This window comes from Kitasatospora sp. NPDC057738 (assembly GCF_042798815.1).
Classification (GTDB): domain Bacteria; phylum Actinomycetota; class Actinomycetes; order Streptomycetales; family Streptomycetaceae; genus Kitasatospora; species Kitasatospora lactacystinica.
Map to the genome: position 1 here is coordinate 21,755 of NZ_JBHVJT010000013.1, position 21,940 is coordinate 43,694.

Annotated in this window: 23 protein-coding genes; 5 read left to right on the forward strand and 18 right to left on the reverse strand. The window is 73.0% G+C overall.

Annotation, left to right across the window (positions count from 1 at the left end; all coding sequences use genetic code 11):
• Nucleotides 1-112 precede the first annotated feature (112 nt).
• From argJ to ACFVGO_RS09470, 3 genes are all read right to left on the reverse strand, one after another.
• Nucleotides 113-1,285, reverse strand: coding sequence for a bifunctional glutamate N-acetyltransferase/amino-acid acetyltransferase ArgJ (gene argJ, locus ACFVGO_RS09460; protein ID WP_359905967.1), 1,173 nt, complete (start codon nucleotides 1,283-1,285; stop codon nucleotides 113-115).
• A complete protein-coding gene (argC, locus tag ACFVGO_RS09465; RefSeq protein WP_380631262.1) occupies nucleotides 1,282-2,310 on the reverse strand; it encodes an N-acetyl-gamma-glutamyl-phosphate reductase in 1,029 nt (342 codons plus the stop codon). Before argC ends, argJ begins: the two co-directional genes overlap by 4 nt.
• Nucleotides 2,311-2,403: 93 nt before the next feature.
• The gene (locus tag ACFVGO_RS09470; protein WP_359906020.1) at nucleotides 2,404-3,570 is read right to left on the reverse strand and encodes a methyltransferase; all 1,167 of its coding nucleotides are present in this window, start codon (nucleotides 3,568-3,570) and stop codon (nucleotides 2,404-2,406) included.
• Between the two features lie 126 nt (nucleotides 3,571-3,696).
• Here ACFVGO_RS09470 and ACFVGO_RS09475 point away from each other — a divergent pair, with 126 nt between their 5' ends.
• Together ACFVGO_RS09475 and ACFVGO_RS09480 are read left to right on the forward strand one after the other, a co-directional pair.
• Nucleotides 3,697-4,107: a VOC family protein gene (locus ACFVGO_RS09475; RefSeq protein ID WP_380631263.1), complete on the forward strand. Its 411-nt coding sequence runs from the start codon at nucleotides 3,697-3,699 to the stop codon at nucleotides 4,105-4,107.
• 30 nt (nucleotides 4,108-4,137) lie between these two features.
• Nucleotides 4,138-4,512, forward strand: a complete 375-nt coding sequence (locus ACFVGO_RS09480) for a S4 domain-containing protein (RefSeq protein WP_359905959.1) — start codon at nucleotides 4,138-4,140, stop codon at nucleotides 4,510-4,512.
• Nucleotides 4,513-4,608: 96 nt separating this feature from the next.
• Here the strand turns inward: ACFVGO_RS09480 and ACFVGO_RS09485 are convergent, their stop codons facing one another.
• The 3 genes from ACFVGO_RS09485 to ACFVGO_RS09495 form a co-directional block, all read right to left on the reverse strand.
• Nucleotides 4,609-5,115 carry an FBP domain-containing protein gene (locus tag ACFVGO_RS09485; RefSeq protein ID WP_359905956.1) on the reverse strand — a complete coding sequence of 169 codons (507 nt, stop codon included), beginning with the start codon at nucleotides 5,113-5,115 and terminating at the stop codon, nucleotides 4,609-4,611.
• Nucleotides 5,116-5,160: 45 nt separating this feature from the next.
• Nucleotides 5,161-5,715, reverse strand: a complete 555-nt coding sequence (locus tag ACFVGO_RS09490; RefSeq protein WP_359905953.1) for an HD domain-containing protein — start codon at nucleotides 5,713-5,715, stop codon at nucleotides 5,161-5,163.
• 114 nt (nucleotides 5,716-5,829) lie between these two features.
• The gene (locus ACFVGO_RS09495) at nucleotides 5,830-6,714 is read right to left on the reverse strand and encodes an SAM-dependent methyltransferase (protein ID WP_380549376.1); all 885 of its coding nucleotides are present in this window, start codon (nucleotides 6,712-6,714) and stop codon (nucleotides 5,830-5,832) included.
• Between the two features lie 212 nt (nucleotides 6,715-6,926).
• Here ACFVGO_RS09495 and ACFVGO_RS09500 point away from each other — a divergent pair, with 212 nt between their 5' ends.
• Nucleotides 6,927-7,841: a polysaccharide deacetylase family protein gene (locus tag ACFVGO_RS09500; RefSeq protein ID WP_359905947.1), complete on the forward strand. Its 915-nt coding sequence runs from the start codon at nucleotides 6,927-6,929 to the stop codon at nucleotides 7,839-7,841.
• 9 nt (nucleotides 7,842-7,850) lie between these two features.
• On the opposite strand, the gene ACFVGO_RS09505 is transcribed toward ACFVGO_RS09500, so the two are convergent.
• Nucleotides 7,851-8,669 carry an SDR family NAD(P)-dependent oxidoreductase gene (locus tag ACFVGO_RS09505; RefSeq protein ID WP_380352720.1) on the reverse strand — a complete coding sequence of 273 codons (819 nt, stop codon included), beginning with the start codon at nucleotides 8,667-8,669 and terminating at the stop codon, nucleotides 7,851-7,853.
• A 306-nt stretch (nucleotides 8,670-8,975) separates the two neighbouring features.
• Here ACFVGO_RS09505 and ACFVGO_RS09510 point away from each other — a divergent pair, with 306 nt between their 5' ends.
• Nucleotides 8,976-9,845: a 3-hydroxybutyryl-CoA dehydrogenase gene (locus ACFVGO_RS09510; RefSeq protein ID WP_359905942.1), complete on the forward strand. Its 870-nt coding sequence runs from the start codon at nucleotides 8,976-8,978 to the stop codon at nucleotides 9,843-9,845.
• A 73-nt stretch (nucleotides 9,846-9,918) separates the two neighbouring features.
• Here the strand turns inward: ACFVGO_RS09510 and ACFVGO_RS09515 are convergent, their stop codons facing one another.
• The 11 genes from ACFVGO_RS09515 to infC all read right to left on the reverse strand — a co-directional run bounded on the left by ACFVGO_RS09515 (nucleotide 9,919) and on the right by infC (nucleotide 20,948).
• Entirely contained in the window at nucleotides 9,919-10,761 is an 843-nt protein-coding gene (locus ACFVGO_RS09515) for a chitosanase (RefSeq protein WP_359905939.1), read from the reverse strand.
• A 118-nt stretch (nucleotides 10,762-10,879) separates the two neighbouring features.
• Nucleotides 10,880-11,845 (reverse strand): hypothetical protein, encoded by a 966-nt coding sequence (locus tag ACFVGO_RS09520; protein WP_359905936.1) that lies wholly within the window; start codon nucleotides 11,843-11,845, stop codon nucleotides 10,880-10,882.
• Complete coding sequence (locus ACFVGO_RS09525; protein WP_380631264.1) at nucleotides 11,842-12,768, reverse strand: ATP-binding cassette domain-containing protein; 927 nt, start codon at nucleotides 12,766-12,768, stop codon at nucleotides 11,842-11,844. The genes ACFVGO_RS09520 and ACFVGO_RS09525 overlap by 4 nt, the downstream gene beginning before the upstream one ends.
• Entirely contained in the window at nucleotides 12,768-13,208 is a 441-nt protein-coding gene (locus tag ACFVGO_RS09530; protein ID WP_359905930.1) for a GntR family transcriptional regulator, read from the reverse strand. The genes ACFVGO_RS09525 and ACFVGO_RS09530 overlap by 1 nt, the downstream gene beginning before the upstream one ends.
• 125 nt (nucleotides 13,209-13,333) lie before the next feature.
• On the reverse strand, nucleotides 13,334-15,835 hold the full coding sequence (gene pheT, locus ACFVGO_RS09535; RefSeq protein WP_380631265.1) for a phenylalanine--tRNA ligase subunit beta: 2,502 nt from the start codon (nucleotides 15,833-15,835) through the stop codon (nucleotides 13,334-13,336).
• The gene (gene pheS, locus ACFVGO_RS09540; protein WP_188299334.1) at nucleotides 15,835-16,956 is read right to left on the reverse strand and encodes a phenylalanine--tRNA ligase subunit alpha; all 1,122 of its coding nucleotides are present in this window, start codon (nucleotides 16,954-16,956) and stop codon (nucleotides 15,835-15,837) included. Before pheS ends, pheT begins: the two co-directional genes overlap by 1 nt.
• Before the next feature lie 204 nt (nucleotides 16,957-17,160).
• Nucleotides 17,161-18,264: an ATP-binding protein gene (locus ACFVGO_RS09545; protein WP_359905924.1), complete on the reverse strand. Its 1,104-nt coding sequence runs from the start codon at nucleotides 18,262-18,264 to the stop codon at nucleotides 17,161-17,163.
• 115 nt (nucleotides 18,265-18,379) lie between these two features.
• Complete coding sequence (locus tag ACFVGO_RS09550) at nucleotides 18,380-19,246, reverse strand: RNA methyltransferase (protein WP_359905921.1); 867 nt, start codon at nucleotides 19,244-19,246, stop codon at nucleotides 18,380-18,382.
• 98 nt (nucleotides 19,247-19,344) lie between these two features.
• A complete protein-coding gene (gene rplT, locus ACFVGO_RS09555; RefSeq protein WP_030055649.1) occupies nucleotides 19,345-19,740 on the reverse strand; it encodes a 50S ribosomal protein L20 in 396 nt (131 codons plus the stop codon).
• A 109-nt stretch (nucleotides 19,741-19,849) separates the two neighbouring features.
• Nucleotides 19,850-20,044, reverse strand: a complete 195-nt coding sequence (gene rpmI / locus ACFVGO_RS09560) for a 50S ribosomal protein L35 (RefSeq protein WP_030055648.1) — start codon at nucleotides 20,042-20,044, stop codon at nucleotides 19,850-19,852.
• Between the two features lie 142 nt (nucleotides 20,045-20,186).
• Nucleotides 20,187-20,948, reverse strand: coding sequence for a translation initiation factor IF-3 (gene infC, locus ACFVGO_RS09565; protein ID WP_359906017.1), 762 nt, complete (start codon nucleotides 20,946-20,948; stop codon nucleotides 20,187-20,189).
• 475 nt (nucleotides 20,949-21,423) lie between these two features.
• Between infC and ACFVGO_RS09570 the strand changes: the two genes are divergently transcribed.
• Nucleotides 21,424-21,840 (forward strand): DUF1844 domain-containing protein, encoded by a 417-nt coding sequence (locus tag ACFVGO_RS09570; protein WP_380352725.1) that lies wholly within the window; start codon nucleotides 21,424-21,426, stop codon nucleotides 21,838-21,840.
• Nucleotides 21,841-21,940 lie beyond the last annotated feature (100 nt).

Sequence of the window (21,940 nt, forward strand, 5' to 3'; positions counted from 1 at the left end):
TTCCCTCGTCGATGGGGGTCCCCCCGGCCGCAGGCTGGGGGAGGATGTCGCGGATCAGGTGCCGCGGCTCGGGGTGTCGCGGCTCAGGGTGTCGCGGACGAAGTGACGCGGATCAGGTCGAGTAGGCGCTGTTCTCGTGAACGTAGTCGGCCGTCAGGTCGTTGGTCCACAGCGTGGCGCCCGCCGTACCGGCGTTGAGGTTCGCGGTGACGACGACCTCGCGGCCCTTCATGTCCACCAGGTCGCGGTCCTCGCCCACGCCGCCGGCCCTGCAGACCCAGACGCCGTTGATGGCGACGTCCAGCTCGTTCGGGTCGAAGGCGGCGGAGGTGGTGCCGATCGCGGCCAGCACCCGGCCCCAGTTGGGGTCCTCGCCGTGGATGGCGCACTTGAGCAGGTTGTTGCGGCTGATCGTCCGGGCGACCTCGACCGCCTCGTCCTCGGTGGCGGCGCCGGTGACGTCGATCCGGATCTCCTTGCTCGCGCCCTCCGCGTCGCCGATCAGCTGGCGGGCCAGGTCGGCGCTGACCGTGCGGACGGCCTCGGCGAACTCGGCCTGCTCCGGGGTGGTGCCGGAGGCGGCGGAGGCCAGCAGCAGCACGGTGTCGTTGGTCGACATGCAGCCGTCGGAGTCGATCCGGTCGAAGGTGGTGCGGGTGGCGCCGCGCAGCGCGGCGTCCAGGGCGGCGCTGTCCAGGTCGGCGTCGGTGGTGAGGACGACCAGCATGGTGGCGAGGCTCGGGGCGAGCATGCCCGCGCCCTTGGCCATGCCGCCGACCGTCCAGCCGGCCGGGCTGGTGTACTGGGCGGTCTTGTGCACCGTGTCGGTGGTCTTGATGGCGATCGCGGCGGCCTCGCCGCCGTCCTCGCCGAGCTCGCCGGCGGCCAGGGCGACCCCGGGGAGCAGGATGTCCATCGGCAGCCGTACCCCGATCAGGCCGGTGGAGGCGACGGCGACCTCGCCCGCGCCGAGGCCCAGCTCCGCGGCGACCTTCTCCGCGGTGGCGTGGGTGTCCTGGAAGCCGAGCGGGCCGGTGCAGGCGTTGGCGCCACCGGAGTTGAGGACGACCGCGGAGACCCGGCCGCCCTTGAGGACCTGCTCGGACCAGAGCACCGGCGCGGCCTTGACCCGGTTGGCGGTGAAGACGCCGGCGGCCGCGAGCGAGGGGCCGTCGTTGACCACCAGGGCGAGGTCGGGAGTGCCGGAAGCCTTGATGCCGGCGGTCACACCGGCGGCGCGGAAGCCCTTGGCTGCGGTCACTCCGACGTTGGTGGTCGTGCTCACGGTGCGACTCCGTTCACGGGAAGGCCGAGCTCCTCGGGCAGGCCGAGGGCGATGTTCATGCTCTGCACCGCGCCGCCGGCGGTGCCCTTGACCAGGTTGTCGATCGCGCTGATCGCGATGATCCGCCCGGCGGCGGCGTCCAGGGCGACCTGGACCAGGGCGGTGTTGGCGCCGTAGACGCTGCTGGTCTGCGGCCACTGCCCCTCGGGCAGCAGGTGGACGAAGGGCTCGTCCGCGAACGCCTCGGTGTAGGCGGCGCGCAGGCTCTGCGCCGTCACCCCCGGCCGGGCCTTGGCCGAGCAGGTGGCGAGGATGCCGCGCGGCATCGGGACGAGGGTGGGGGTGAAGGAGACGGAGACCGGCTCGCCCGCGAGCGGGGTGAGGTTCTGCGCCATCTCCGGGGTGTGCCGGTGGACGCCGCCGACGCCGTACGGGCTGACGCTGCCCATCACCTCACTGCCCAGCAGGTGCGGCTTGGCGGCCTTGCCGGCGCCGGAGGTGCCGGAGGCGGCGACCACCACGGCCTCCGGCTCGGCGAGCTGCGCGGCGTAGGCGGGGAACAGCGCCAGGGAGACGGCCGTCGGGTAGCAGCCGGGCACGGCGATCCGGTTGCTGCCCTTCAGCGCGGCGCGGTGGCCGGGGAGTTCGGGCAGGCCGTAGGGCCAGGTGCCGGCGTGCGCGGAGCCGTAGAACTGCTCCCAGTCGGCGGCGGCCCTGAGCCGGAAGTCGGCGCCGCAGTCGATCACCAGGACGTTCGGGCCGAGCTCCTCGGCGACCGCGGCGGACTGGCCGTGCGGCAGCGCCAGGAACACCACGTCGTGGTCGGCCAACGCCTCGGGGGTGGTGGCCTCCAGGACGCGGTCGGCGAGCGGGAGGAGGTGCGGCTGGAGCGCACCCAGTCTGGTGCCCGCGTTCGAGCCGCCGGTCAGCGCCCCGATCTCGATCTCCGGGTGGCCGAGCAGCAGGCGCAGCACCTCGCCGCCCGCGTAACCGCTCGCGCCGGCGACGGCGACTCGCAATGCCATGGCGTTCCTCCTTAGTCGTGGCATGAATATACGCGTGACGGAAAATTCATGCAAGGAGTGCGTGCCGGACCCCGCCGGGGCGGGGCGGCCCGGTCAGCGCTTGACGGCCCGCAGCACCACGAACTTGGGGTTACCGGCGACGAGTTGGCAGTTGCCGAAGAGGCGGCGCAGCTTGACGTGGTAGCCGAGGTGGCGATTGCCGACCACCCAGAGTTCCCCGCCGGGCCGCAGCGCCCGCTTGGCGCCGGTGAACATCCGCCAGGCGGTGGCGTCGGTGGTGGCCTGGTGGGAGTGGAACGGCGGGTTGTTGAGCACCAGGTCCACCGAGCCGGCGGCGACCACGTCCGGGGCCAGGGCGTCGGCGGTCAGGAACCCGGCCGGGGCGTCCGGGCCCAGGTTGGTGCGGAAGGTCTCCTCGGCGGAGGCCACCGCCTGGTGCGACTCGTCCACGAAGACCAGCTCCGCGCCGGGCCCGGCCAGCGCGGCGGCCGTACCGACCACCCCGTTGCCGCAGCCGAGGTCCACCACCCGGGCGCCGGGGGCGGGGACGGGCAGGTGGGCCAGGAAGAAGCGGGTGCCGATGTCCAGCCGGTCCGCGCAGAAGGTGCCCGCGTGGTTGACGACCGTACGGCCGGAGGCGGCACCGATGTCCGACGGCAGCGCGTAGCGGTGCGGCCACGGGTTGGGACCGGCGTCGAGCGCCCGGTCCGGGGTGCAGAGGATCAGCCGGGCCTTGCGCACGGCCAGTGAGGTGCGGGTCGGCCCGAGGATCCGCTCGAAGAGCTGGAGCGTGGAGGTGTGGATCTCGGTGACCATGCCGGAGCCGATCACCACGGTGCCCTCGTGGAGCGCGGGGGCGAGCCGGTGCAGCTGGTCCTCCAGCAGGGCCAGGCTCTTGGGGACGCGCACCAGCAGCACGTCGATCCGCTCCGGCGGGGCGTCCCGGGTGGTGAGCAGCCGGGTCTCGTCGACGGCGGCGCCGGCCCGGGCCAGATTGGCCAGGGTGGCCTGCCGGCCGAGGTGGGAGTCGGTGATCTGGACCGGCCGGTACTCGGCGAGCGCGGTGGTCAGCGCGCCCCAGCGGTCGCCGAGGACGGCGACCGTACGGCCGGCCAGCTCCGTCGCGGCGCCGGCCGCGCTGTCGGCCTCGCCCGCCAGGTGGCGCAGCAGGTACTCGTCGGCGGCGTCCCAGGCCCGCAGGCGCTCGCGCGGGTCCACGGGGAAACGGGTGAGCTCGAAGGCGCCCCACGGGGTGGCCAGGGCAGTGTCCGGCGGGGTCGCGGCGGGCGTGGTCTGGGGATTCATCGTGTTCTCAGGCTATCCGACGGCCCCCGGGAGCGATTACGGACGGATACTGGAAGAGCCCGACCGAGAGGGGTGAGGGCGATGGAGTGGAAACTCGAAGTCGTGGTGGTCCCGGTGTCGGACGTGGACCGCTCGAAGCTCTTCTACGAGGAGCAGGCCGGGTTCACCGTCGACCACGACACCCTGCTGCGGGACGGGATCCGGGTGGTCCAGCTGACGCCCCCCGGCTCGCCCTGCTCCATCGTGGTGGGCAAGGGGGTGATCGACTCTCCGCCCGGATCGGTCAAGGGGCTCCAGCTGGTGGTGCCGGACATCGAGAAGGCGCACGCCGAACTGGCGGCGCGGGGCGTGGCGGTCAGCCCGGTCCAGCACTTCGTGGCGGGGGGCCGGGCGAACGGGCACGGCGAGGCGTGGAACAACTTCGTGTTCTTCAACGACCCGGACGGGAACGGCTGGGCGGTCCAGGAGGCGCCGCGCGCCGCCCGGGGCTGACCGGCGGCCGGCCTTGGATAGGCTCCGGGGATGGCTGAACACGAGGGAAGCGTGCGGGTGGACAGCTGGATCTGGTCGGTCCGGCTGGTCAAGACGCGGGCGCTGGCGGCGGCGGCCTGCCGGGCCGGACACGTCAAGGTGAACGGCGAGCGGGCCAAGCCGGCCCAGGCGCTGAAGCCCGGGGACGAGGTGCGGGTCCGTGAGGAGGGCCACGAACGGGTCGTGGTGGTGCAGAAGCTGATCCGCAAGCGGGTCGGCGCCGAGGTCGCGGCGCAGTGCCTGGTCGACAACAGCCCGCCGCGGCCGCCGCGCGAGTTCGTCGCGGCGGCCGGGACGCGGGACCGGGGGGCCGGGCGGCCGACCAAGCGGGAGCGCCGCGAGCTGGACCAGCTGCGCCGGACCTGAGCCGCGCGGGCGCCGAACCGTGCCCGGACAGGGAGAGGCCCGGGCACGGAGAGGTACGGGCAGGGACAGGCCCGGGCACGGACAGGCCCGGAGCCGTTACACGGCAGCGGTGGCGAGCACCTTGGCGAGGAAGCCGCCGAGGTTGCCCACCGTCCGGTCGATCTGCAGCTCCAGCGGCAGCGACTCGTCGGGCCGGGTGACCAGGGTGGACTTCTTCAGCCCGCGCACGTAGAGGGAGCAGGCGAGGTCGGCGCAGATGTAGGTGCCGACCGTGTTGCCCTCGCGCCCGGCCGCCCCGGCCCGGCGGGCGGCGAGCAGCGCGACCCCGGACCCGGCGTGCGCGGTGATGCACAGCGAGCACACGTTGGTCTTGGTCAGGCTGCGCCGGATCACCGGCGAGCGCAGCGTCAGGCCGACCGTCTCGCCCTGGTACGGCGCCACCAGGTACGCCCGGTCGGGCGCGCCCTGGTCCCGCCAGCCGAGGAAGTCGAGGTGCTCCCAGGGCAGCTCCGCCAGGCCCCGGGGCAGGTTGAGCCGGCGGGCCTCGCCCTTGGAGCAGTTGACGAAGGACGCGCGGATCTCGTTCTCGCTCAGGGGTTCCATGTCGCGGAAGCTAACACCGGCCCGCCCGTCGTGTCGCGCCGATTTTCACCCGGTCCGCACCGGGTGGGCGGCCTGGACGGCGAGCCGCCGCGGGGCGTCCTCGCCGATCCGGGCGAGCAGGTCGTCCAGGGCGAGGAAGGCCTCCCAGCGTTCCTGCCCGCCGGCGGCGGCGAGGCGCTCGACCACCAGGTCCTCCAGGTCCGGGACCCGCTTGTTCTTCCAGGCCTTGTCGGCCAGGCTGACCAGCAGTGACTCGACGGTGACGCCGGGACCGTCCCAGCTCGCGTGGCCGCGGGCGAAGCGGGCGAGGTGCTCGGGGACGCCGCGGGCGAGCAGCAGGGCGTACCCGGCGGGCTCGTGCAGGGAGCCGGGGGCGGAGAGCTCCTCGGGGTGGACGGTCTTGCCGATGTCGTGGGTGGCGGCGCCGTACAGGACGGCCTCGTGGTCGAAGGCCAGGCCCGCGCGGGCGCAGAAGCCGACGATCTCCCCGGCCACTTCGTGCACCAGGGCGAGGTGGGCGACCAGGCGGGGCGGGGCGTCGACGGCCCGCAGCAGTTCGGCGACGCCGGGGGGCAGCGGGGGCAGGTCGGTGGTGGTCACGCCGCAGGGTACCCGCGGCGGTGAGGGACTGTCAGTGGCGGTCCATAGGCTTCGACGGTCCGGTCCCGGCGCAGGAGGGGGGCACCGGGACCGGACCCCGAGGGATGCTCGGGGCTACTTCTTGAAGGCGACACCGGCGTACGCCGAGACGTCCTGCCAGCCCTCGGGGAGTTCGGAGGTGGGCACGTGGCCCGCGACGGGGCGCCAGAGCGGGAGCTGGACGAGCCCGGGGCCGGCGAACTCGAAGTCGCCGAAGAAGGGTTCGACGCCGGACCGCGGGCGCAGCACGAGCGGGGCGCTGGCGCTGCGGTAGATGCGGGTGCCCTCGGAGGCGCTCTCGCGGGAGGCGAAGTCGGGGCTGCCGTGGGAGAGGATCAGCGCGCTGCCCGGGGCGAGCGCGTCGCGCAGGGTGCGGACGATCTGCTGCGCACCCTCCTCGTCGCGGATGAAGTGCAGCACGGCGACCAGCATCAGCGCGACCGGCCGGGAGAGGTCGACGGCGCCGGCCAGCGCGGGGTGGCCGAGGATCGCGGCCGGGTCGCGCAGGTCGGCCTCGATCACCGAGGTGTGCCCGGCGGGGTGGCCGGCCAGCAGGGCGCGGGCGTGGGTGGCGACGATCGGGTCGTTGTCCACGTACACCACCCGGGCGTCCGGGGCGACCCGCTGGGCGACCTCGTTGGTGGAGCCGACCGCCGGGATGCCGGTGCCGATGTCGACGAACTGGCGCACGCCCCGGCTCGCGACGAACTCCACGGCGCGGCCGAGGAACTGCCGGTTGGTGCGGGCCAGCAGCGGCAGCGCGGGGTAGGCGGAGATCGCGGCCTGGGCGGCCTTGCGGTCGGCCTCGAAGTTGTCCTTGCCGCCGAGGTAGTAGTCGTACATCCGGGCGGTGTGCGGGACGCCGGTGTCCAGCTCGCTCGGGGGCTGCCAGTCCTCGGCTCTGGCCCAGTCCCACTCGGTGTCCGTGCTCCGGCCGGTCGCCGCGCCGTCCTCGTACATCCTGTCCGCCCCCAATGCGCAATGCCGGAAGAGTTTGGCCACCGCCGGTCAACTCACGGTGCGCGGTGATCGTATCCAAGGACACACCGCGGAAACAGCGGGAGTTCAGGTTTACGCAACACCCGGTCACAGAGTGTGTGCACGTCAAAGCCGGTGCCGGCCCGGTCGGGTCGGATCGCCCGCCGGAGCCGTCCTCTCTATGCTGGCTGCCGATGACTGCCGACCGCCGCACCGTACTGCGCGCCACCGCCCGGATCGCCGCCCTCGCCGCCACCGGCGGCCTGCTCGCCGCGTGCGGCACCGGAACGCTCCGCCGGGCCGACCCGGGGGCACTCGCCGCGCACCCCGGGACCGTGGACCCGCAGCACACCACCGACCCGGCCTGGAACGGCGCGGAGGGCCCTGCCTCCCCCGCGCCCACCGCCCCGGCGGAGCCCGGGCCCGACGGTGGGCCGACCGCCGCCGCGGCCGCCGCCCAGCCCTCCGCCCCGCCGGCCCCGCCCGTGCTGCCGCCGCTCGCGCCCGGCACCCCGGCCGAGGTCGCGTACGGGCCGCGCACCGGGAGGAACGTGGCGCTCACCTTCCACGGCAGCGGCGACCCGAAGCTGGCCACCGCCCTGCTGGAGGCCGCCGAGCAGCGCGGCGCCAAGGTGACCGTGATGGTCGTCGGCAGCTGGCTCGACCAGCAGCCGCAGATGGCCCGGCGGATCCTGGACGGCGGCCACGAGCTGGGCAACCACACCCAGAACCACCTCAACATCTCGGCCATGGCGCCCGACCAGGCTCGCGCCGAGATCGCCCAGTGCGCCGAGCGCCTGCAGCGGCTCACCGGCTCGATCGGCCGCTGGTTCCGCCCCTCCGCCGCGCAGTACGCCACCCCGATGGTGCGCGAGCAGGCCAGGGCGGTCGGGTACGAGCACGTGCTGTCCTTCGACGTCGACCCGCGCGACTACAACGACCCCTCGGCCGCCGAGCTGCAGCGCCGGGTGCTGAACTCGGTGCGCGGCGGCTCGGTGGTGGCGCTGCACATGGGGCACCAGTGCACGGTGGACGCGCTGCCCGGCATCCTGGACGGCCTGGCCAAGGCGGGGCTCAAGCCGGTGACCGCCAGCCAGCTCTGCGCCTGAACGCCCTGGTCAGAGCATCGGGTCGTCGTCCTTGTACGGGCGCAGCCGCAGCGTGCGGGCGTCCGCGGCGCGGATCGCGTCGGCCCGGTTGACCAGTTCCTCCAGGTCGTCCCGGCCGGCGTGGATGAAGCGCCCGTGCAGCCCGTCGAAGCGGCCGCGGGCCGCGTCCACGGTGACCGCGACCATGTACGGGATGGAGCCCCAGTCCGTGGTGCCCTTGAACATCGGCATCCCGGCGGTCATGTCGGTGGCCACCGCGCCCGGGCTGATGTCGAGGACGACGACGCCGTTGCGGGCCAGCGAGTCCGCCATGTTGTCGGAGAGCTGGAGCAGCGCGCCCTTGGAGGTGGCGTACGCGGTGTAGTCGCCGTCCGGGCGCAGCGCGAAGCCGGAATTGAGGTTGATCACCCGGCCGCGCCGGCGGGCGACCATGCCGGGGAGCACGCAGCGCAGCAGGTTGTAGGGGCCGCGCAGGTTGGTCTCGATCACCTGCCACCACTGGTTGGCGTCGGTCTCCCAGAGCGGCACCTCGGCGCGGTCGACCAGGCCGGCGTTGTTGACCAGCAGGTCGATCGGCCCGAGGTCGCGCTCGACCAGCCGGACCGCCTCGCGCACCGAGCCGGGGCGGGTGACGTCGGCGGTCACGGCGACGCCCCGGGCGCCGCGCCTGACGCACTCCTTGAGGGTGTCGGTCAGTGTCTCGTGGGTCCGGCCGACCAGGCCGACGGACATCCCCTCGGCGGCCAGGCCGATGGCGAGTTCCCGGCCGATGCCCCGGCCGGCCCCGGTGATCAGGGCGACCTGTCCTGCGAGCGATCCCGTCGACACCCCGTACTCCCTTCGCGTGCCCGGCCCTGTCCTCTTCCGCCCCCGGCCCCCGTCTGCGGCATTCTGTCGGGCGCCGGGCGGAGCCGGGCCCGGGCACACGGGTCCGGGGTCGCCGCCTCACTCGTTCGGGGGACTCCCGGCCGTGGCACCCTGCCGGGGAGGGGGTGACCTACTGGCCGGTACGGAGTAGTAACGTCGTCGGGGCGGTGACCGGTGCACCCATTCCGGCACACCGGCCCGTTGTCCAGCAGCTCGCTGGGCCACCCGCTGGCTGGGCGACCCCCAGCACCGTCGAAGGGCAACTGAGTGAGTGACATCGCGCGCGTCGGAGTGATCGGCTGCGGCCTGATGGGGTCGGGAATCGCCGAGGTCTTCGCCCGGGCCGGGCTGGACGTCCTGGTGTCGGAGGCCAGCGGTGAGGCGCTGGAGTTCGGCCGCACCCGGCTGACCAACTCCCTGGAGACGGCCGTCAAGCGGGGCAAGCTGACGCCCGAGGAGCGGGACGAGGCGCTGGCCCGGCTGTCCTTCACCGTCGAGCTGTCCGACTTCGCCGACCGCGACCTGGTGGTCGAGGCCGTCGCCGAGCGCGAGGACATCAAGGTCCGGATCTTCGAGACCCTGGACCGGGTGGTCGAGCGCCGCGACGCGATCCTCGCCTCCAACACCTCCTCGATCCCGATCGTGAAGCTGGCCGCCGCCACCAGCCGCCCGGAGCAGGTGATCGGCCTGCACTTCTTCAACCCGGCGCCGGTGCAGAAGCTGGTCGAGGTCATCCCGACCCTGACCACCTCGGCGACCACCACCGAGCGGGTCGAGGCCTTCGCCTCCCAGGTGCTCGGCAAGGAGCCGATCCGCGCCCGTGACCGGGCCGGCTTCGTGGTCAACGCGCTGCTGGTGCCGTACCTGCTGTCCGCGGTGCGGATGTTCGAGACGGGCGTGGCCACCGCCTCGGACATCGACAAGGGCATGGAGGCCGGCTGCGCCCACCCGATGGGCCCGCTGCGGCTGTGCGACCTGATCGGCCTGGACACCATCGTCTCGATCGCCGAGTCGATGTACGACGAGTACAAGGAGCCGCTGTACGCCGCTCCCCCGCTGCTCTCCCGGATGGTCGACGCCGGCCTGCTGGGCCGCAAGTCCGGCCGGGGCTTCTACGACTACACCGCGAGCGCCTGACACCCGCGGCGGGACGGACGGCGGGGCCCGGCGGCCGGTTCACGGCCGCCGGGCCCTTTCGCCTGTCGGGGCGTCAGCTGTTGATGGCGTAGCTGTCGCCGTAGACCTTCCACTTCAGCGGCGGGTTGAGGTCGAAGTTCTTGGCGTTGAGGAAGACCAGCTGCTCGGTGTCGACCCGGCTGGTGTCCGAGTGCGCCTCCTCCTTCTTCATGACCACCTTGCGGGCGTCCAGGAAGGCCTTGAGGTAGGTGGCCTCGTCGCCGCCCTGGGCGGGCGTCCTGGCCTTCTTCATGGCGGCGGCGCGGATGCCGCCGAAGCTGTCCGAGCTGTTGCCCGGGCCGTGCATGACGATGGCGTCGTAGTAGGCGAACTGGCCGAGCGCGCGCAGGCCGTCGCTCTTCGCCTGGTTGACGGCGGGGTTGAAGTACACCCGGTCGCGCTCGTCGTTCTGGGCCTGCTGGAAGACGGTGTCCTTGGCGGCGGTGGCCCAGTCCTTCTCGAAGGCGGAGCCGAGGCCGGCGTGCGATTCGCTGCCGTTGACCTTCTTCAGGGCCGGCAGGTACTTGGCCAGGATGTTGCCGGGCTTGAGGTCGGTGTAGTGCTGGACCAGGTCCAGCATGTCACCGGTGCCGGAGCAGAAGCCGATGATGCCGGCGGTGTAGCCGCGGCCGTCCTTGATGTCCTCGATGTACTTGTACTGGGCCTTCCAGTCCAGCGACGAGTTCTCCGCGCTGGACACCAGCTGCATGGCGATGTCCTTCTTGTGCGGGTCGTCCAGCCCGACCCCCTTGAACTGGACGGCGGCGGCCGGCGACGGGGCGGCCTGGGCCGCCGAGGTGGCCGCGACGGTCAGCGGCGCGGCCACCAGGGCGGCGGCGAGGGCGATGCGGAGGGCACGACGGGGCTGAGGGCGCATGGGACGCTCCGATTCCTCGTGGGTTAGGAAACTTTCCTAACGAGAAGGAAAAGCCCTGACGCCGCACTCCCGCAAGGGTTTTGACGGAACCTCTTCAAGAGATCTTGGCGGCCGGGGCTCAGAACGCCCGGCGCCGCACCCACCAGACCGCCGCCGCGCACAGCGCCACCGCGAGCAGGAGCGTCCAGCCGAACTCGATGAACTGGAACGGCCAGAACCTGCTCGCCGGTTGGTACACCTCGTGCGCGGTGTAGCCGCCGTCGCGCACCAGCTCCTGGAGGTGGGCGAAGTCCCCGCCGATGTCGTAGAAGGCGCCGGTCGAGATCCGCTTCCCGGCCGGGTCGGAGAACCAGACGTTCAGCACCCAGCGGTCGTCCAGCGCCATGGGCTTCATGGAGTGCACCGCGTCCTCCAGCGGAGGCAGGTAGTGCGCGCGCACGGAGTGGGCGAGGAACGGCAGCGCCACCGAGGCCAGCAGGCCGGCCCCCACCGCGACCACCGTACGGCGGAGCACCGCACCGGCCAGCACCGCGACCCCGAAGGCCACCAGCACCCGTCCGACCAGCACCGGCGGAGTCTGCACGAAGACCTCCGGGCTGAACCCCCCGACCCGGAGCGTCAGCGGTCCGCTCCACCAGCGCAGCAGCAGTCCGAACAGCACCGCCACGACGGCCAGCACCGCACCGCCCATGACCAGGCCGCCCACCGTCCAGCGGGTCCGCCCGGCGCCCTGGGTCCAGGCGAAACGCACCGTGCCGTACTCGAACTCCCGTGCCAGCAGCGGGCCCCCGAGGAAGGCCCCGAAGGCCCCGCCGAGGACGTAGAACACGGAGTCGAGCGCCAGCAGACCGTCGCCGTACTCGTGCAGGAACTGCTTGTACATGGCCATGCAGGCGTCGGTGGCCGGGTCGCAGGAGGCCGCGCCGGTGCGGGCCAGGCCGTCGTGCAGGTACCAGCCGTGGACCAGCAGCGCGAGGGAGATCGCGGCCATCACCGTCAGCAGGGTCAGCAGCGCGGGCCGGTGCCGCAGCCCGGCCGCCCGCAGGACGGCGGAGCGGGGCGGGGCGAGGGACAGGGAGCTCACGGCAGCAGCACCTTCTCGTTCGGGTGGACGGCCCCGCGCGGGCCGGGGAGGGCGGAGGCGGCCGGCTCGCGCAGGTAGGCGAGCACCAACTCCGTCAGCCCGACGCGCTGTTGGTGCCAGGAGCCGGAGACCGGGGCGTCCACGCCGCCGGTGCGGACCAGCAGGTGGGACTGGGCGCCGGCCCGGCGGTCGCGGACCACCGGCAGCTGCCCGGCCACCCGGTCGGCCTCGGCGGTCGGGCCGGTGAGCATCCGGTGGCCGGCCAGCAGGTCGTCCACCTCCCCCGCGACCTGGACCCGGCCGGCGCCGAGCACCACCAGGTAGTCGCAGCTCTGCTCCAGTTCGTTGACGGCGTGCGAGGAGAACACCACCGACATCCCGTCCTCGGCCACCGCGGTCAGCAGCACGGCCATGAAGTCGTGCCGCGCGAGCGGGTCGAGAGCGGCCAGGGGCTCGTCCAGCAGCAGGAGTTCGGGGCGCTTGGCGAGTGCCAGCGCGAGCGAGACCTGGGCCTGCTGACCGCCGGAGAGGCGGCCGTACTTGCGGTCCTGCGGGATGCCCAGGCCGTCCAGGTGGGTACGGGCCCGGGCGTCGTCCCAGCGGCGGTTGAGGTGACGGCCCATCGCCAGCAGGTCGCGCACGGGCACGCCGGGGTAGAGCGCGGCGTTCTGGGCGACGAAGCCGATCCGGTCCAACGCATGCGGGGAGCCGGGCAGCTGGTCGCCGAGGACGGTCAGCGCGCCCTCGCTCGGCAGGGTCAGTCCGGCGGCCAGGCTGAGCAGCGTGGTCTTGCCGGCGCCGTTGGGGCCGACCAGGGCCACCACGTGCCCGGCGGGGACGGCGAGCCGGCAGTCCCGCAGCGCCCAGGAGCGCCGGTAGCGCTTGCCGAGCCCGGCGCAGTCGATCACCGTGTCCACGGCCATCAGGCCACCACCCCGTCCCGGTCCTCGCGCAGGTCGCGCAGCGCGTCCTCGAACACCGCGGCCATCCCCTCCTCGTCCAGCCCGGCGGTCCGCGCCGAGCGCATCCAGTCCAGCAGCCCGCGGCGCAGCGCGGCCCGCTCGCGCAGCGGCACCACCCCGGCGGGCAGGCCCCGCACGAAGGTGCCCTGGCCCCGGCGGCCGGCCGCGAGGCCGCGGTGCTCCAGTTCGCGGTACGCCTTGAGCACGGTGTTCGGGTTGATCGCCAGCCCGGCCACCACCTCGCGCACCCGGGGCAGCCGGTCCCCCTCGGTCAACCAGCCCATCCGCAGCGCCTGTTCGACCTGCTGCACGAGCTGCAGGTAGGTCGGGACGCCGGAGGCCGGGTCCAGGCGGAACTCGATCGGGGAGGGCTGGTCGGCATCGTCTTTATCTACTTCCATAGGTAAAGAGATAAACGATGAACCGACGCACCGTCAACCCGGGCAGTGTCAACCCGAGGAAACGGAAAGGGCCCCGCCCCGGACTCGTGGTCCGGGGCGGGGCCCTCCTGGGTACTACGGCCGCGTCAGACGCCGCGCAGCACCGCGCCGGTGCGGGCGACGGCCTCGGCGACGGCCGCCTCGCGGGCGGCGGTCGCCTCGTCGGCGGTCAGGGTGCGGTCGGTCGCGCGGAAGCGCAGCGCGTACGCCAGCGACTTCTTGCCCTCGCCGACCTGCTCACCGGTGAACACGTCGAACAGCCGGATGGCCTCCAGCAGTTCGCCCGCGCCGGAGCGCAGCGCGGCCTCGACCTCGGCGGCCGGGACAGCGGTGTCGACGATCAGCGCGACGTCCTGGGTCGCCACCGGGAAACCGGAGACGGTCGGACCGCCGACCCGCTCGGCGCCGTCGGCGGTGAGCAGGTCGATGTCGATCTCCATCGCGGCGGTGCGGGCCGGCAGCCCGAGCGCCTTGACCACCCGCGGGTGCAGCTCACCGGCGTGGCCGACCACCCGGTCGGTGCCGGCCACCAGCAGCTCGGCGCAACGGCCCGGGTGCCACGGGGCCAGCTGGCCCTGCCGGACGGTCAGCTCGATGCCGGCCGCCCGGGCCACCGTGCGGGCCGCCTCGACGGCGTCCGCCCAGGAGGCCTGGGCACCCTTGCCCCACCAGCCCGACGGCAGCCGCTCGCCCGCGAGGGCGACGGCGATCCGGCGCGGCTGGTCCGGCAGCGCGGCGTCCAGCGCGGCCAGCTCCTCGTCGCTGGGCCGGTGGTCGACCGCCGGACGCGGGGCCACGCTCAGCTCGTCCTTGGGCAGGAAGACGGTGCCGGTCTCGAAGATCGCCAGGTCGGTGTTGCCCCGGCCGACGTTGCGGCGCAGCGCGCCGAGCAGGCCCGGCAGCAGCGTGGTGCGCAGCGCCGGCTCCTCGTCGTTCAGCGGGTTGACCAGCTTCACCGTGCGGCGGCGCCGGTCGTCCGCCTCCAGGCCGAGCGCCTCGAAGGCGGTCTCGCCGAGGAACGGGTAGTTGTTGACCTCGACGTAGCCGGCCCCGGCCAGCGCGACGCCGATCCGGCGGTGCACCCGCTGGGCCTCGGTCAGGCCCTTGCCCGGGGGAACGTCGGGCATCCGGACGGGGACGTTGTCGTAGCCCTCCAGCCGGATGACCTCCTCCGCGAGGTCGTACGGGTCGGTGAGGTCCGGGCGCCAGGTCGGCGGGGTGACCTCCAGGACGTCGGCGCCGGAGACCGAGCAGCCGATCTCCTGCAGGCGCCGGGTGACGGTCTCGCGGCCGTACCCGGTGCCGGCCACCCGGTCGGGCAGGTCGGCGGCGATGGTGATGGTGCGCACCGGGTGCGGGGCCGCGATGTCGGTGACCCCGGCCTCGGCGGTGCCGCCGGCGATCAGGACCAGCAGGTCGACGGCGCGCTGCGCGGCTGCACGGGCGGCCTCCGGGTCGACGCCGCGCTCGAAGCGCTTGGACGCCTCGGAGGGCAGCTTGTGCCGCTTGGCGCTGCGGGCGATGGCGACCGCGTCGAAGTGCGCCGCCTCGATGATCACCTCGGTGGTGCCCGGCCCCGCGGCCGGGTCGAGGATCTCGGTGGAGGCGCCGCCCATCACACCGGCCAGGCCGATCGGGCCGCTGTTGTCGCAGATCAGCAGGTCCTCGGCGGAGAGCTTGCGCTCGACCCCGTCGAGGGTGGTGAGGCTCTCGCCCTGCTCCGCCCGGCGGACCGTGATCGGGCCCGACACGCGCTGCTTGTCGTAGGCGTGCAGCGGCTGGCCGACCTCCAGCATCACGTAGTTGGTGATGTCGACGGTCAGCGAGATCGGGCGGATGCCCGACTTCTGGAGCCGGCGCTGCAGCCAGATCGGGGACTTGGCGTTCGGGTCGACGCCGACGACCGTACGGGCCACGAAGCGGTCGCAGCCGGCCTGGTCGTTGACCTTCACCAGGTAGCCGAAGGAGTTCGCCGGCGGCACGTCGAGCAGCGCCGGGTCGGCCAGCGGCAGCCCGTACGCGGCGGCGGCCTCACGGGCCACGCCGCGCATGGACAGGCAGTAGCCGCGGTCCGGGGTGACGGCGATGTCGAGCACCTCGTCGACGAGCTGGAGCAGCTCGATGGCGTCGGTGCCGGGCTCGAACTCCGGCGGGAGCACGATGATGCCGTCGTGGTCGTCGCCCATGCCCAGCTCGCGGGCGGAGCAGATCATGCCGGCCGAGGTGTGGCCGTAGGTCTTGCGGGCCGCGATCGGGAACGGGCCGGGCAGCACGGCGCCCGGGAGCACGACCACGACCTTGTCGCCGACGGCGAAGTTGGTCGCACCGCAGACGATCTCCTGCGGCTCGCCGGTGCCGTTGGCGTCGCCGACGTTCACGAAGCAGTGCCGGATCGGCTTCTTGAAGCCGGACAGCTCCTCGATGGAGAGCACCTCGCCGACCACCAGCGGACCCTTGAGGTCCGTGCCGATCTGCTCGACGGTCTCGACCTCCAGGCCGGCCCGGACCAGGCGCTCCGCGACGTCACGGCCGGTCTCGCCGGCCGGCAGGTCGACGTACTCGCGCAGCCAGGAAAGCGGGACGCGCATCAGATCTCCATCCCGAACGGGAGGGTGAAGCGGACGTCACCCTCGACCATGTCGCGCATGTCGGCGACGTTGTGACGATTCATCAGGATCCGCTCCAGGCCCAGGCCGAAGGCGAAGCCGCTGTAGCGGTTGGGGTCGACGCCGCAGGCGACCAGCACCCGCGGGTTGACCACGCCGCAGCCGCCGAGCTCGATCCAGCCCTCGGAGGAACAGGTCCGGCACGGCCGGTCCGGGTTGCCGACGCTCGCACCCCGGCACACGAAGCACTGGAGGTCGATCTCCGCGCTCGGCTCGGTGAACGGGAAGTAGGACGGGCGCCAGCGCAGCTCCAGGCCGCCACCGATCAGCTTCTCGACCAGCACCTCGATGGTGCCCTTGAGGTCGGCGAAGGTGATGCCCTCGTCCACCGCGAGGCCCTCGACCTGCCGGAAGACCGGGGTGTGGGTGGCGTCCAGCTCGTCGGTCCGGTAGACCCGGCCCGGGCAGACCACGTAGACCGGGGGCTCGCGGTCGAGCATGGTGCGGGCCTGGACCGGGGAGGTCTGGGTGCGCAGCACCACGCCGGAGTCGGCGGAGCCGTCCGGGGCCTGGACGAAGAAGGTGTCCTGCATCGAGCGGGCCGGGTGGTCCGGGCCCAGGTTGAGGGCGTCGAAGTTGAGCCACTCCGCCTCGACCTCGGGGCCCTCCGCGACCTGGTAGCCCATCGCGACGAAGGTGTCCTCGATGCGCTCGGCCATGGTGGTCAGCGGGTGCCGGGCGCCGCGCGGGGCGCGGTCGTACGGCAGCGTGACGTCCACCGCCTCCTCGACCAGCACGCGGGCGTCGCGCTCCGCCTCCAGCTCGGCCTGCCGCTTGGCGAGGGCCTGGTTGACCGCCCCGCGGGCCTGGCCGATCAGCTTTCCGGCCGCCGCCTTCGCGTGCGGGGGCAGAGCGCCGATCTCGCGATTGGCGAGCGAGAGCGCGGAGCGGTCGCCGGTGTGGGCGACCTTGGCCTGCTTCAGTTCGTCCAGGGAGCCGGCGGCGGCGAACGCGGCGATCGCCTCGTCCCGCGCCTGCTCCACCACCTCGGGCTTGAGGGCCTCGACCTCGACCGGGTCGTACGACTTGTTGGGTGCCGACATCTCTATCTTTCCCGTGCTCCTGCTCGTCCGTGCTCAAGGTCTTTGGGCCAACGCCAAAGGTCGAGTGTAGTCGCAGCGGGTATCACCGCTGCCGCGAAGCCCGTCCGGGGAGACGACGTCCGACCTGCTCGGGAACTCCGAGCATGCGGTGCGCCTGCCGCGCATGCTCTGTCAGAGCATGCCGTGCTCGTCGTTCATGCTCTTTCAGAGCATGAAGTCGGGCACCCCGGCGGGCAGGATGAATCGGAACCGGGCGCCGCCGCCGGGCGCGCGGTCGACGCGGATCGAGCCGCCGTGGGCCTCCACGATGCCCTTGACGATGTAGAGTCCCAGGCCCGTGCCGCCGCGCTTGGAGCCGCGCCAGAAGCGGGTGAAGACGCGGGGCATCGATTCCTCGGGGATGCCGCTGCCTTCGTCGCTCACGGTGACCGCTGTGCCTTCCACGATGCGGGGCGGGGTGCCGCTGCGCTCCCAGACGGGCGCCTCGACGACCTCCTTGGCCGGTGCCACCTCGATGGTGACAGTTCCCTCGCCGTGCCGCACCGCGTTTTCCAGCAGGTTGGCCAGCACCTGGTCGACCTTGTCCGGGTCGGCCCACAGGACGGTCAGCGGTTCGCCGATCCGGATGTCGAAGCGGTCCTCGGGGATGCCGGTGGCGACCTTGCGCTCGACGTGCCGGCGCACCGCCGCGGCCAGGTCGACCACCTGCTTGCGCAGCTCCAGCCGGCCGGAGTCGATCCGGGAGATGTCCAGCAGCTCGGCGATCAGCCGGGTGACCCGGTCGGCGTCCGCGTCCACGGTCTCCAGCATCAGCCGCTTCTGCCCGTCGGTGAACCGCTCCCACTTGGCCAGCAGCGTCGCCGTGAAGCCCTTGACGCTGGTCAGCGGGGAGCGCAGCTCGTGCGCCACGGTGGCGATCAGCTCGGCGTGGCTGCGCTCGGTGCGGCGCCGGGCCTCGGTGCCGCGCAGGGCGATCACCAGGCGCTCCAGCGGCCCGCCCGGCGCGCTGCGCACGTACCGGGCGGAGACCAGCACCTCGCGCCCCCCGGGCAGCAGCAGGTTGCGCTCCGGCTGGCGGGTGCGGGTGGCCAGACCGCCGTACGGGTCGGTCAGCGGCCACCAGCGGCGGCCGTCCAGGTCCTCCAGCGGGAGGACGTCCTCCAGTCCGCTGCCGAGCGCGGCCTGCGGGAGCACGCCGGTGAGCCGGGCCGCGGCCCGGTTGAAGCAGACCACCCGGCCCAGCGCGTCGGCGACCACCAGGCCGTCCGGCAGGTCGTCCGGGTCGAGCTCGGGTCCGCTGCCGACCATGGGTTGCCTCCCCGATTACCCACCGTGCCGTTCCCCCCACCGAGGCAGACCCTAGCGCCTCCCAGGCCCGTGCAGTAGGGCTTGCCGCGTGGATCCTGACGCGCCCCCGGGTGCGTCAGGCGTTCGAGCGGCAGCCGCCGGGCGAGCGCTGGGCGCGCGCGGAGGCGTACAGGCAGACCGCCGCCGCGGTGGCCAGGTTGAGGCTCTCGGCGTGGCCGTGGATCGGGACGCGCACGACCTCGTCGGTGAGCGCGCGGGTCTCCTCCGGAAGCCCCCAGGCCTCGTTGCCGAACACCCATGCGCCGGGCGCCCCCAGGGTGCCCTCGTCGAGCTCCTGGTCCAGGTCGCGCTCCCCCGCGCCGTCCGCGGCGAGCACCCGGACGCCGGCCTCGCGCAGCCTGCCGACGGCCTCCTCGACCGGTACCCCGACCGCCACCGGCAGGTGGAACAGGCTGCCCACGGAGGCCCGGACGGCCTTCGGGTTGTAGAGGTCCACGGAGGCGTCGGTGAGCACCACGGCGTCCGCCCCGGCCGCGTCGGCGGTGCGCAGCACCGTGCCGGCGTTCCCGGGGTCGCGCACGTGGGCGAGGATCGCGACCAGCTTCGGACGGGCCTTGAGCACCTCGGCGAACGGGGTGTCGATGAAGCGGCAGAGCGCCACGATGCCCTGCGGCGTCACCGTGTCGCAGATCTCGGCGATCACCTCGTCGGTGGCGGTCAGCACCGGCAGCCCCTCGACCAGGGCGGCCTCGACGATGCCGGCGTGCCGCTCGGCGGCCTCCGGGGTCGCGTAGACCTCGACCACGGCGTGCTCGCCGCTGCCCGGCAGCCTGCCGAAGGCGATGGCCTCCCGGACGGCCTGCGGGCCCTCGGCCAGGAAGCGGCGCTCCTTGGTGCGCTGGTTGCGCTTGGCCAGCCGGCGGGCGGCCACGACGCGCGGCGAGCGCAGGGAGGTCAGCAGGGGGGTGTCGGTGCTCGGCATGGTCTCGTTCTCCGGAGGCGCTGAAGGAGGGGGAAAAGCAGGACCGGACCCGCAGGCGAGCCTGCGGGTCCGGTCAGAGCTCAACCGATCTCGGAAGATCAGGCGGCGTCGGCGGCGGCCTTCGGGGCGTTCACGTCGGCCGGCAGCGCCTTCTGGGCGACCTCGACCAGGGAGGCGAACGCACCCGGGTCGTTGACGGCCAGGTCGGCCAGCATCTTGCGGTCGATCTCGACGCTGGCGGCCTTCAGGCCCTGCACGAAGCGGTTGTAGGTGATGCCGTTGGCACGGGCCGCAGCGTTGATGCGCTGGATCCACAGCTGACGGAAGTCGCCCTTGCGCTTCTTGCGGTCGTTGAAGTTGTAGACCAGCGAGTGGGTGACCTGCTCCTTGGCCTTGCGGTACAGGCGCGAACGCTGGCCACGGTAGCCGCTGGCGCGCTCCAGGATGACCCGGCGCTTCTTGTGGGCGTTGACTGCCCGCTTGACGCGTGCCACTTGATTACTCCTTGGGTTGGACCACGGACTACTTCACGTGGTCCGTCATTCGAATGGGTCGGGAAGGATCAGCTGCCCCGCTCGCGGCTCGCGCCGGGCGGGAGGGCGATCACTTGCCGAGAAGCTTCTTGATCTTCTTGGCGTCAGCGGGGGCCAGCTCGACGGTCCCGGCCAGCTTGCGGGTCAGCGTCGAGGGCTTGTGCTCCAGGAGGTGGCGGCGGCCGGCGCGCTCGCGCAGCACCTTGCCAGAGCCACTGATCTTGAAGCGCTTGCTGGCGCCACTGTGCGTCTTCTGCTTCGGCATTTCGCCGTATCTCCTCGTCAGTCCCGTCCGCGCCCGCGCGACGTGCGCCGCGCGGGCGTGAACTGGATGGATCTGCGGTGACCGGGCGGGCCGCCCCGTCACCCTGGGGGCCGGTCTCCCGGGCCTCCTGGCCGGTGAGGGCTCAGGCGCCCTGGGAGGCGGCCGGCTGCTCGACCGGAGCGTCGGCCTCGACGGCCGGCGCCTCGGCCGGGGCGTCCTGCGCCTCGGTCGTGACGTCCTCGTCCTCGGTCACGACGTCCTCGACGTCCTCGACCTCGGTCACGACGTCCTCGTCCTCGATGTCCGCAGCGGCGTCGGAGCCGGCGGTGCGGCCCTGACGCTCGGCCTTGCGGGCGTCCGCGAGGGCGCGGGCCTCGGCCATCGCCTCGGTCTTCTTCTTGTGCGGGCCAAGGACCATGATCATGTTACGGCCGTCCTGCTTGGGCGAGGACTCCACGAAGCCCAGGTCCTGGACGTCGTCGGCGAGCCGCTGAAGCAGACGGAAGCCCAGCTCGGGGCGGGACTGCTCACGACCGCGGAACATGATCGTGATCTTGACCTTGTCGCCCTGCTTGAGGAACCGGACGACGTGACCCTTCTTGGTGTCATAGTCGTGCGGGTCGATCTTCGGCCGGAGCTTCATCTCCTTGATGACCGTGTGCGCCTGGTTCTTGCGCGCCTCACGGGCCTTCATGGCCGACTCGTACTTGAACTTGCCGTAGTCCATGAGCTTGCACACCGGCGGCCGGGCGGTCGCCGCGACCTCGACCAGGTCGAGGTCGTACTCCTGCGCGAGCTCCAGCGCCTTGGCAAGCGGCACGATGCCGACCTGCTCGCCGCTGGGACCGACGAGTCGCACCTCGGGGACGCGAATCCGGTCGTTGATGCGGGGCTCGGTGCTGATGGGGCCTCCTCGGTTGCACCTTCTGCGATGCGGCCGTCGGACGGCGGTCGCACGTAGTGGACTCGACCACTGGGCGGGGCTTCATTCGTGCTGCGCTGTCCGGTACGTACACCGCCACACGAAAAAAGCCCCGCTCGGTACAAGCGGGGCTCCACACAACCGGGGGCGACGCCCGGTGAGGGGCGCTGCGGCGACTCGGCGCCAGTGGCGCCCGTCGCGGACCGGGACCCGTCGACCCTGAGGCCGACCAGGTGGGAGACTTTCGCGGTTGCCCTCTCGGGCCTCCTCAGTGGAGCCTCCACTTGCTGGCCGAGTGCCCATACGGGATCCCGGCCGGTCAGTCTCGAAGCTTACAGCGTCGGGGGGGCGAACGCTATTCCGCCCCTCCGCGCGGCCGCCTCCCGGCGCGGGGAACAGCCGCCTCCCGGCGCGGATACGGCCGCGTCCTGGTACCGAAGGGGCCCTTGTACGCTCCATGGGTACGGACAGACCGACACGATGGAACGAGCCCACCTTGAGCAGCGAGCCCACCCAGAACCCCGGCGCGGACGACGACGCGATCGGCTTCGACGACCTCACCCGCGACATCGCCGAGGTCCCGGCCGTCGAGGTGATCACCACCGTCGCGGTGCACCTGATGAGCGCCGCCGCCGTCAAGTGCGGTCTCGCCGAGGGCGGCGACAAGGACAAGGACCTGGACGAGGCCCGCAAGCTGATCACCGCACTGGCCGGGCTGGTCACCGCCGGCGCCCCGGAGATCAGCAACTTCCACGCCGCGCCGCTGCGCGACGGGCTGCGCTCGCTCCAGCTCGCCTTCCGCGAGGCCTCGATCGTCCCGGACGCCCCGGGCGCGGGCCCGGGCGAGAAGTTCACCGGGCCGGTCTACTCCTGAGACCGCTCGCGGGAGGTCCGGCAAGCGCCGGCCCGACCTCCCACCCCCTCAACACCCTGAGAGCGGCCCCCCCCGCAACTCCCCCCCCACCAGCCAGACC

Bases quoted from the DNA above. Each gene is read 5' to 3' on its own strand.
- argC (WP_380631262.1), bottom strand. From the start codon at position 2,310: ATGGCATTGCGAGTCGCCGTCGCCGGCGCGAGCGGTTACGCGGGCGGC.
- ACFVGO_RS09475 (WP_380631263.1), top strand. From the start codon at position 3,697: ATGGAGTGGAAACTCGAAGTCGTGGTGGTCCCGGTGTCGGACGTGGAC.
- ACFVGO_RS09480 (WP_359905959.1), top strand. From the start codon at position 4,138: ATGGCTGAACACGAGGGAAGCGTGCGGGTGGACAGCTGGATCTGGTCG.
- ACFVGO_RS09485 (WP_359905956.1), bottom strand. From the start codon at position 5,115: ATGGAACCCCTGAGCGAGAACGAGATCCGCGCGTCCTTCGTCAACTGC.
- ACFVGO_RS09495 (WP_380549376.1), bottom strand. From the start codon at position 6,714: ATGTACGAGGACGGCGCGGCGACCGGCCGGAGCACGGACACCGAGTGG.
- ACFVGO_RS09500 (WP_359905947.1), top strand. From the start codon at position 6,927: ATGACTGCCGACCGCCGCACCGTACTGCGCGCCACCGCCCGGATCGCC.
- ACFVGO_RS09515 (WP_359905939.1), bottom strand. From the start codon at position 10,761: ATGCGCCCTCAGCCCCGTCGTGCCCTCCGCATCGCCCTCGCCGCCGCC.
- ACFVGO_RS09525 (WP_380631264.1), bottom strand. From the start codon at position 12,768: ATGGCCGTGGACACGGTGATCGACTGCGCCGGGCTCGGCAAGCGCTAC.
- ACFVGO_RS09530 (WP_359905930.1), bottom strand. From the start codon at position 13,208: ATGGAAGTAGATAAAGACGATGCCGACCAGCCCTCCCCGATCGAGTTC.
- pheT (WP_380631265.1), bottom strand. From the start codon at position 15,835: ATGCGCGTCCCGCTTTCCTGGCTGCGCGAGTACGTCGACCTGCCGGCC.
- pheS (WP_188299334.1), bottom strand. From the start codon at position 16,956: ATGTCGGCACCCAACAAGTCGTACGACCCGGTCGAGGTCGAGGCCCTC.
- ACFVGO_RS09545 (WP_359905924.1), bottom strand. From the start codon at position 18,264: ATGGTCGGCAGCGGACCCGAGCTCGACCCGGACGACCTGCCGGACGGC.
- ACFVGO_RS09550 (WP_359905921.1), bottom strand. From the start codon at position 19,246: ATGCCGAGCACCGACACCCCCCTGCTGACCTCCCTGCGCTCGCCGCGC.
- rpmI (WP_030055648.1), bottom strand. From the start codon at position 20,044: ATGCCGAAGCAGAAGACGCACAGTGGCGCCAGCAAGCGCTTCAAGATC.
- ACFVGO_RS09570 (WP_380352725.1), top strand. From the start codon at position 21,424: ATGGGTACGGACAGACCGACACGATGGAACGAGCCCACCTTGAGCAGC.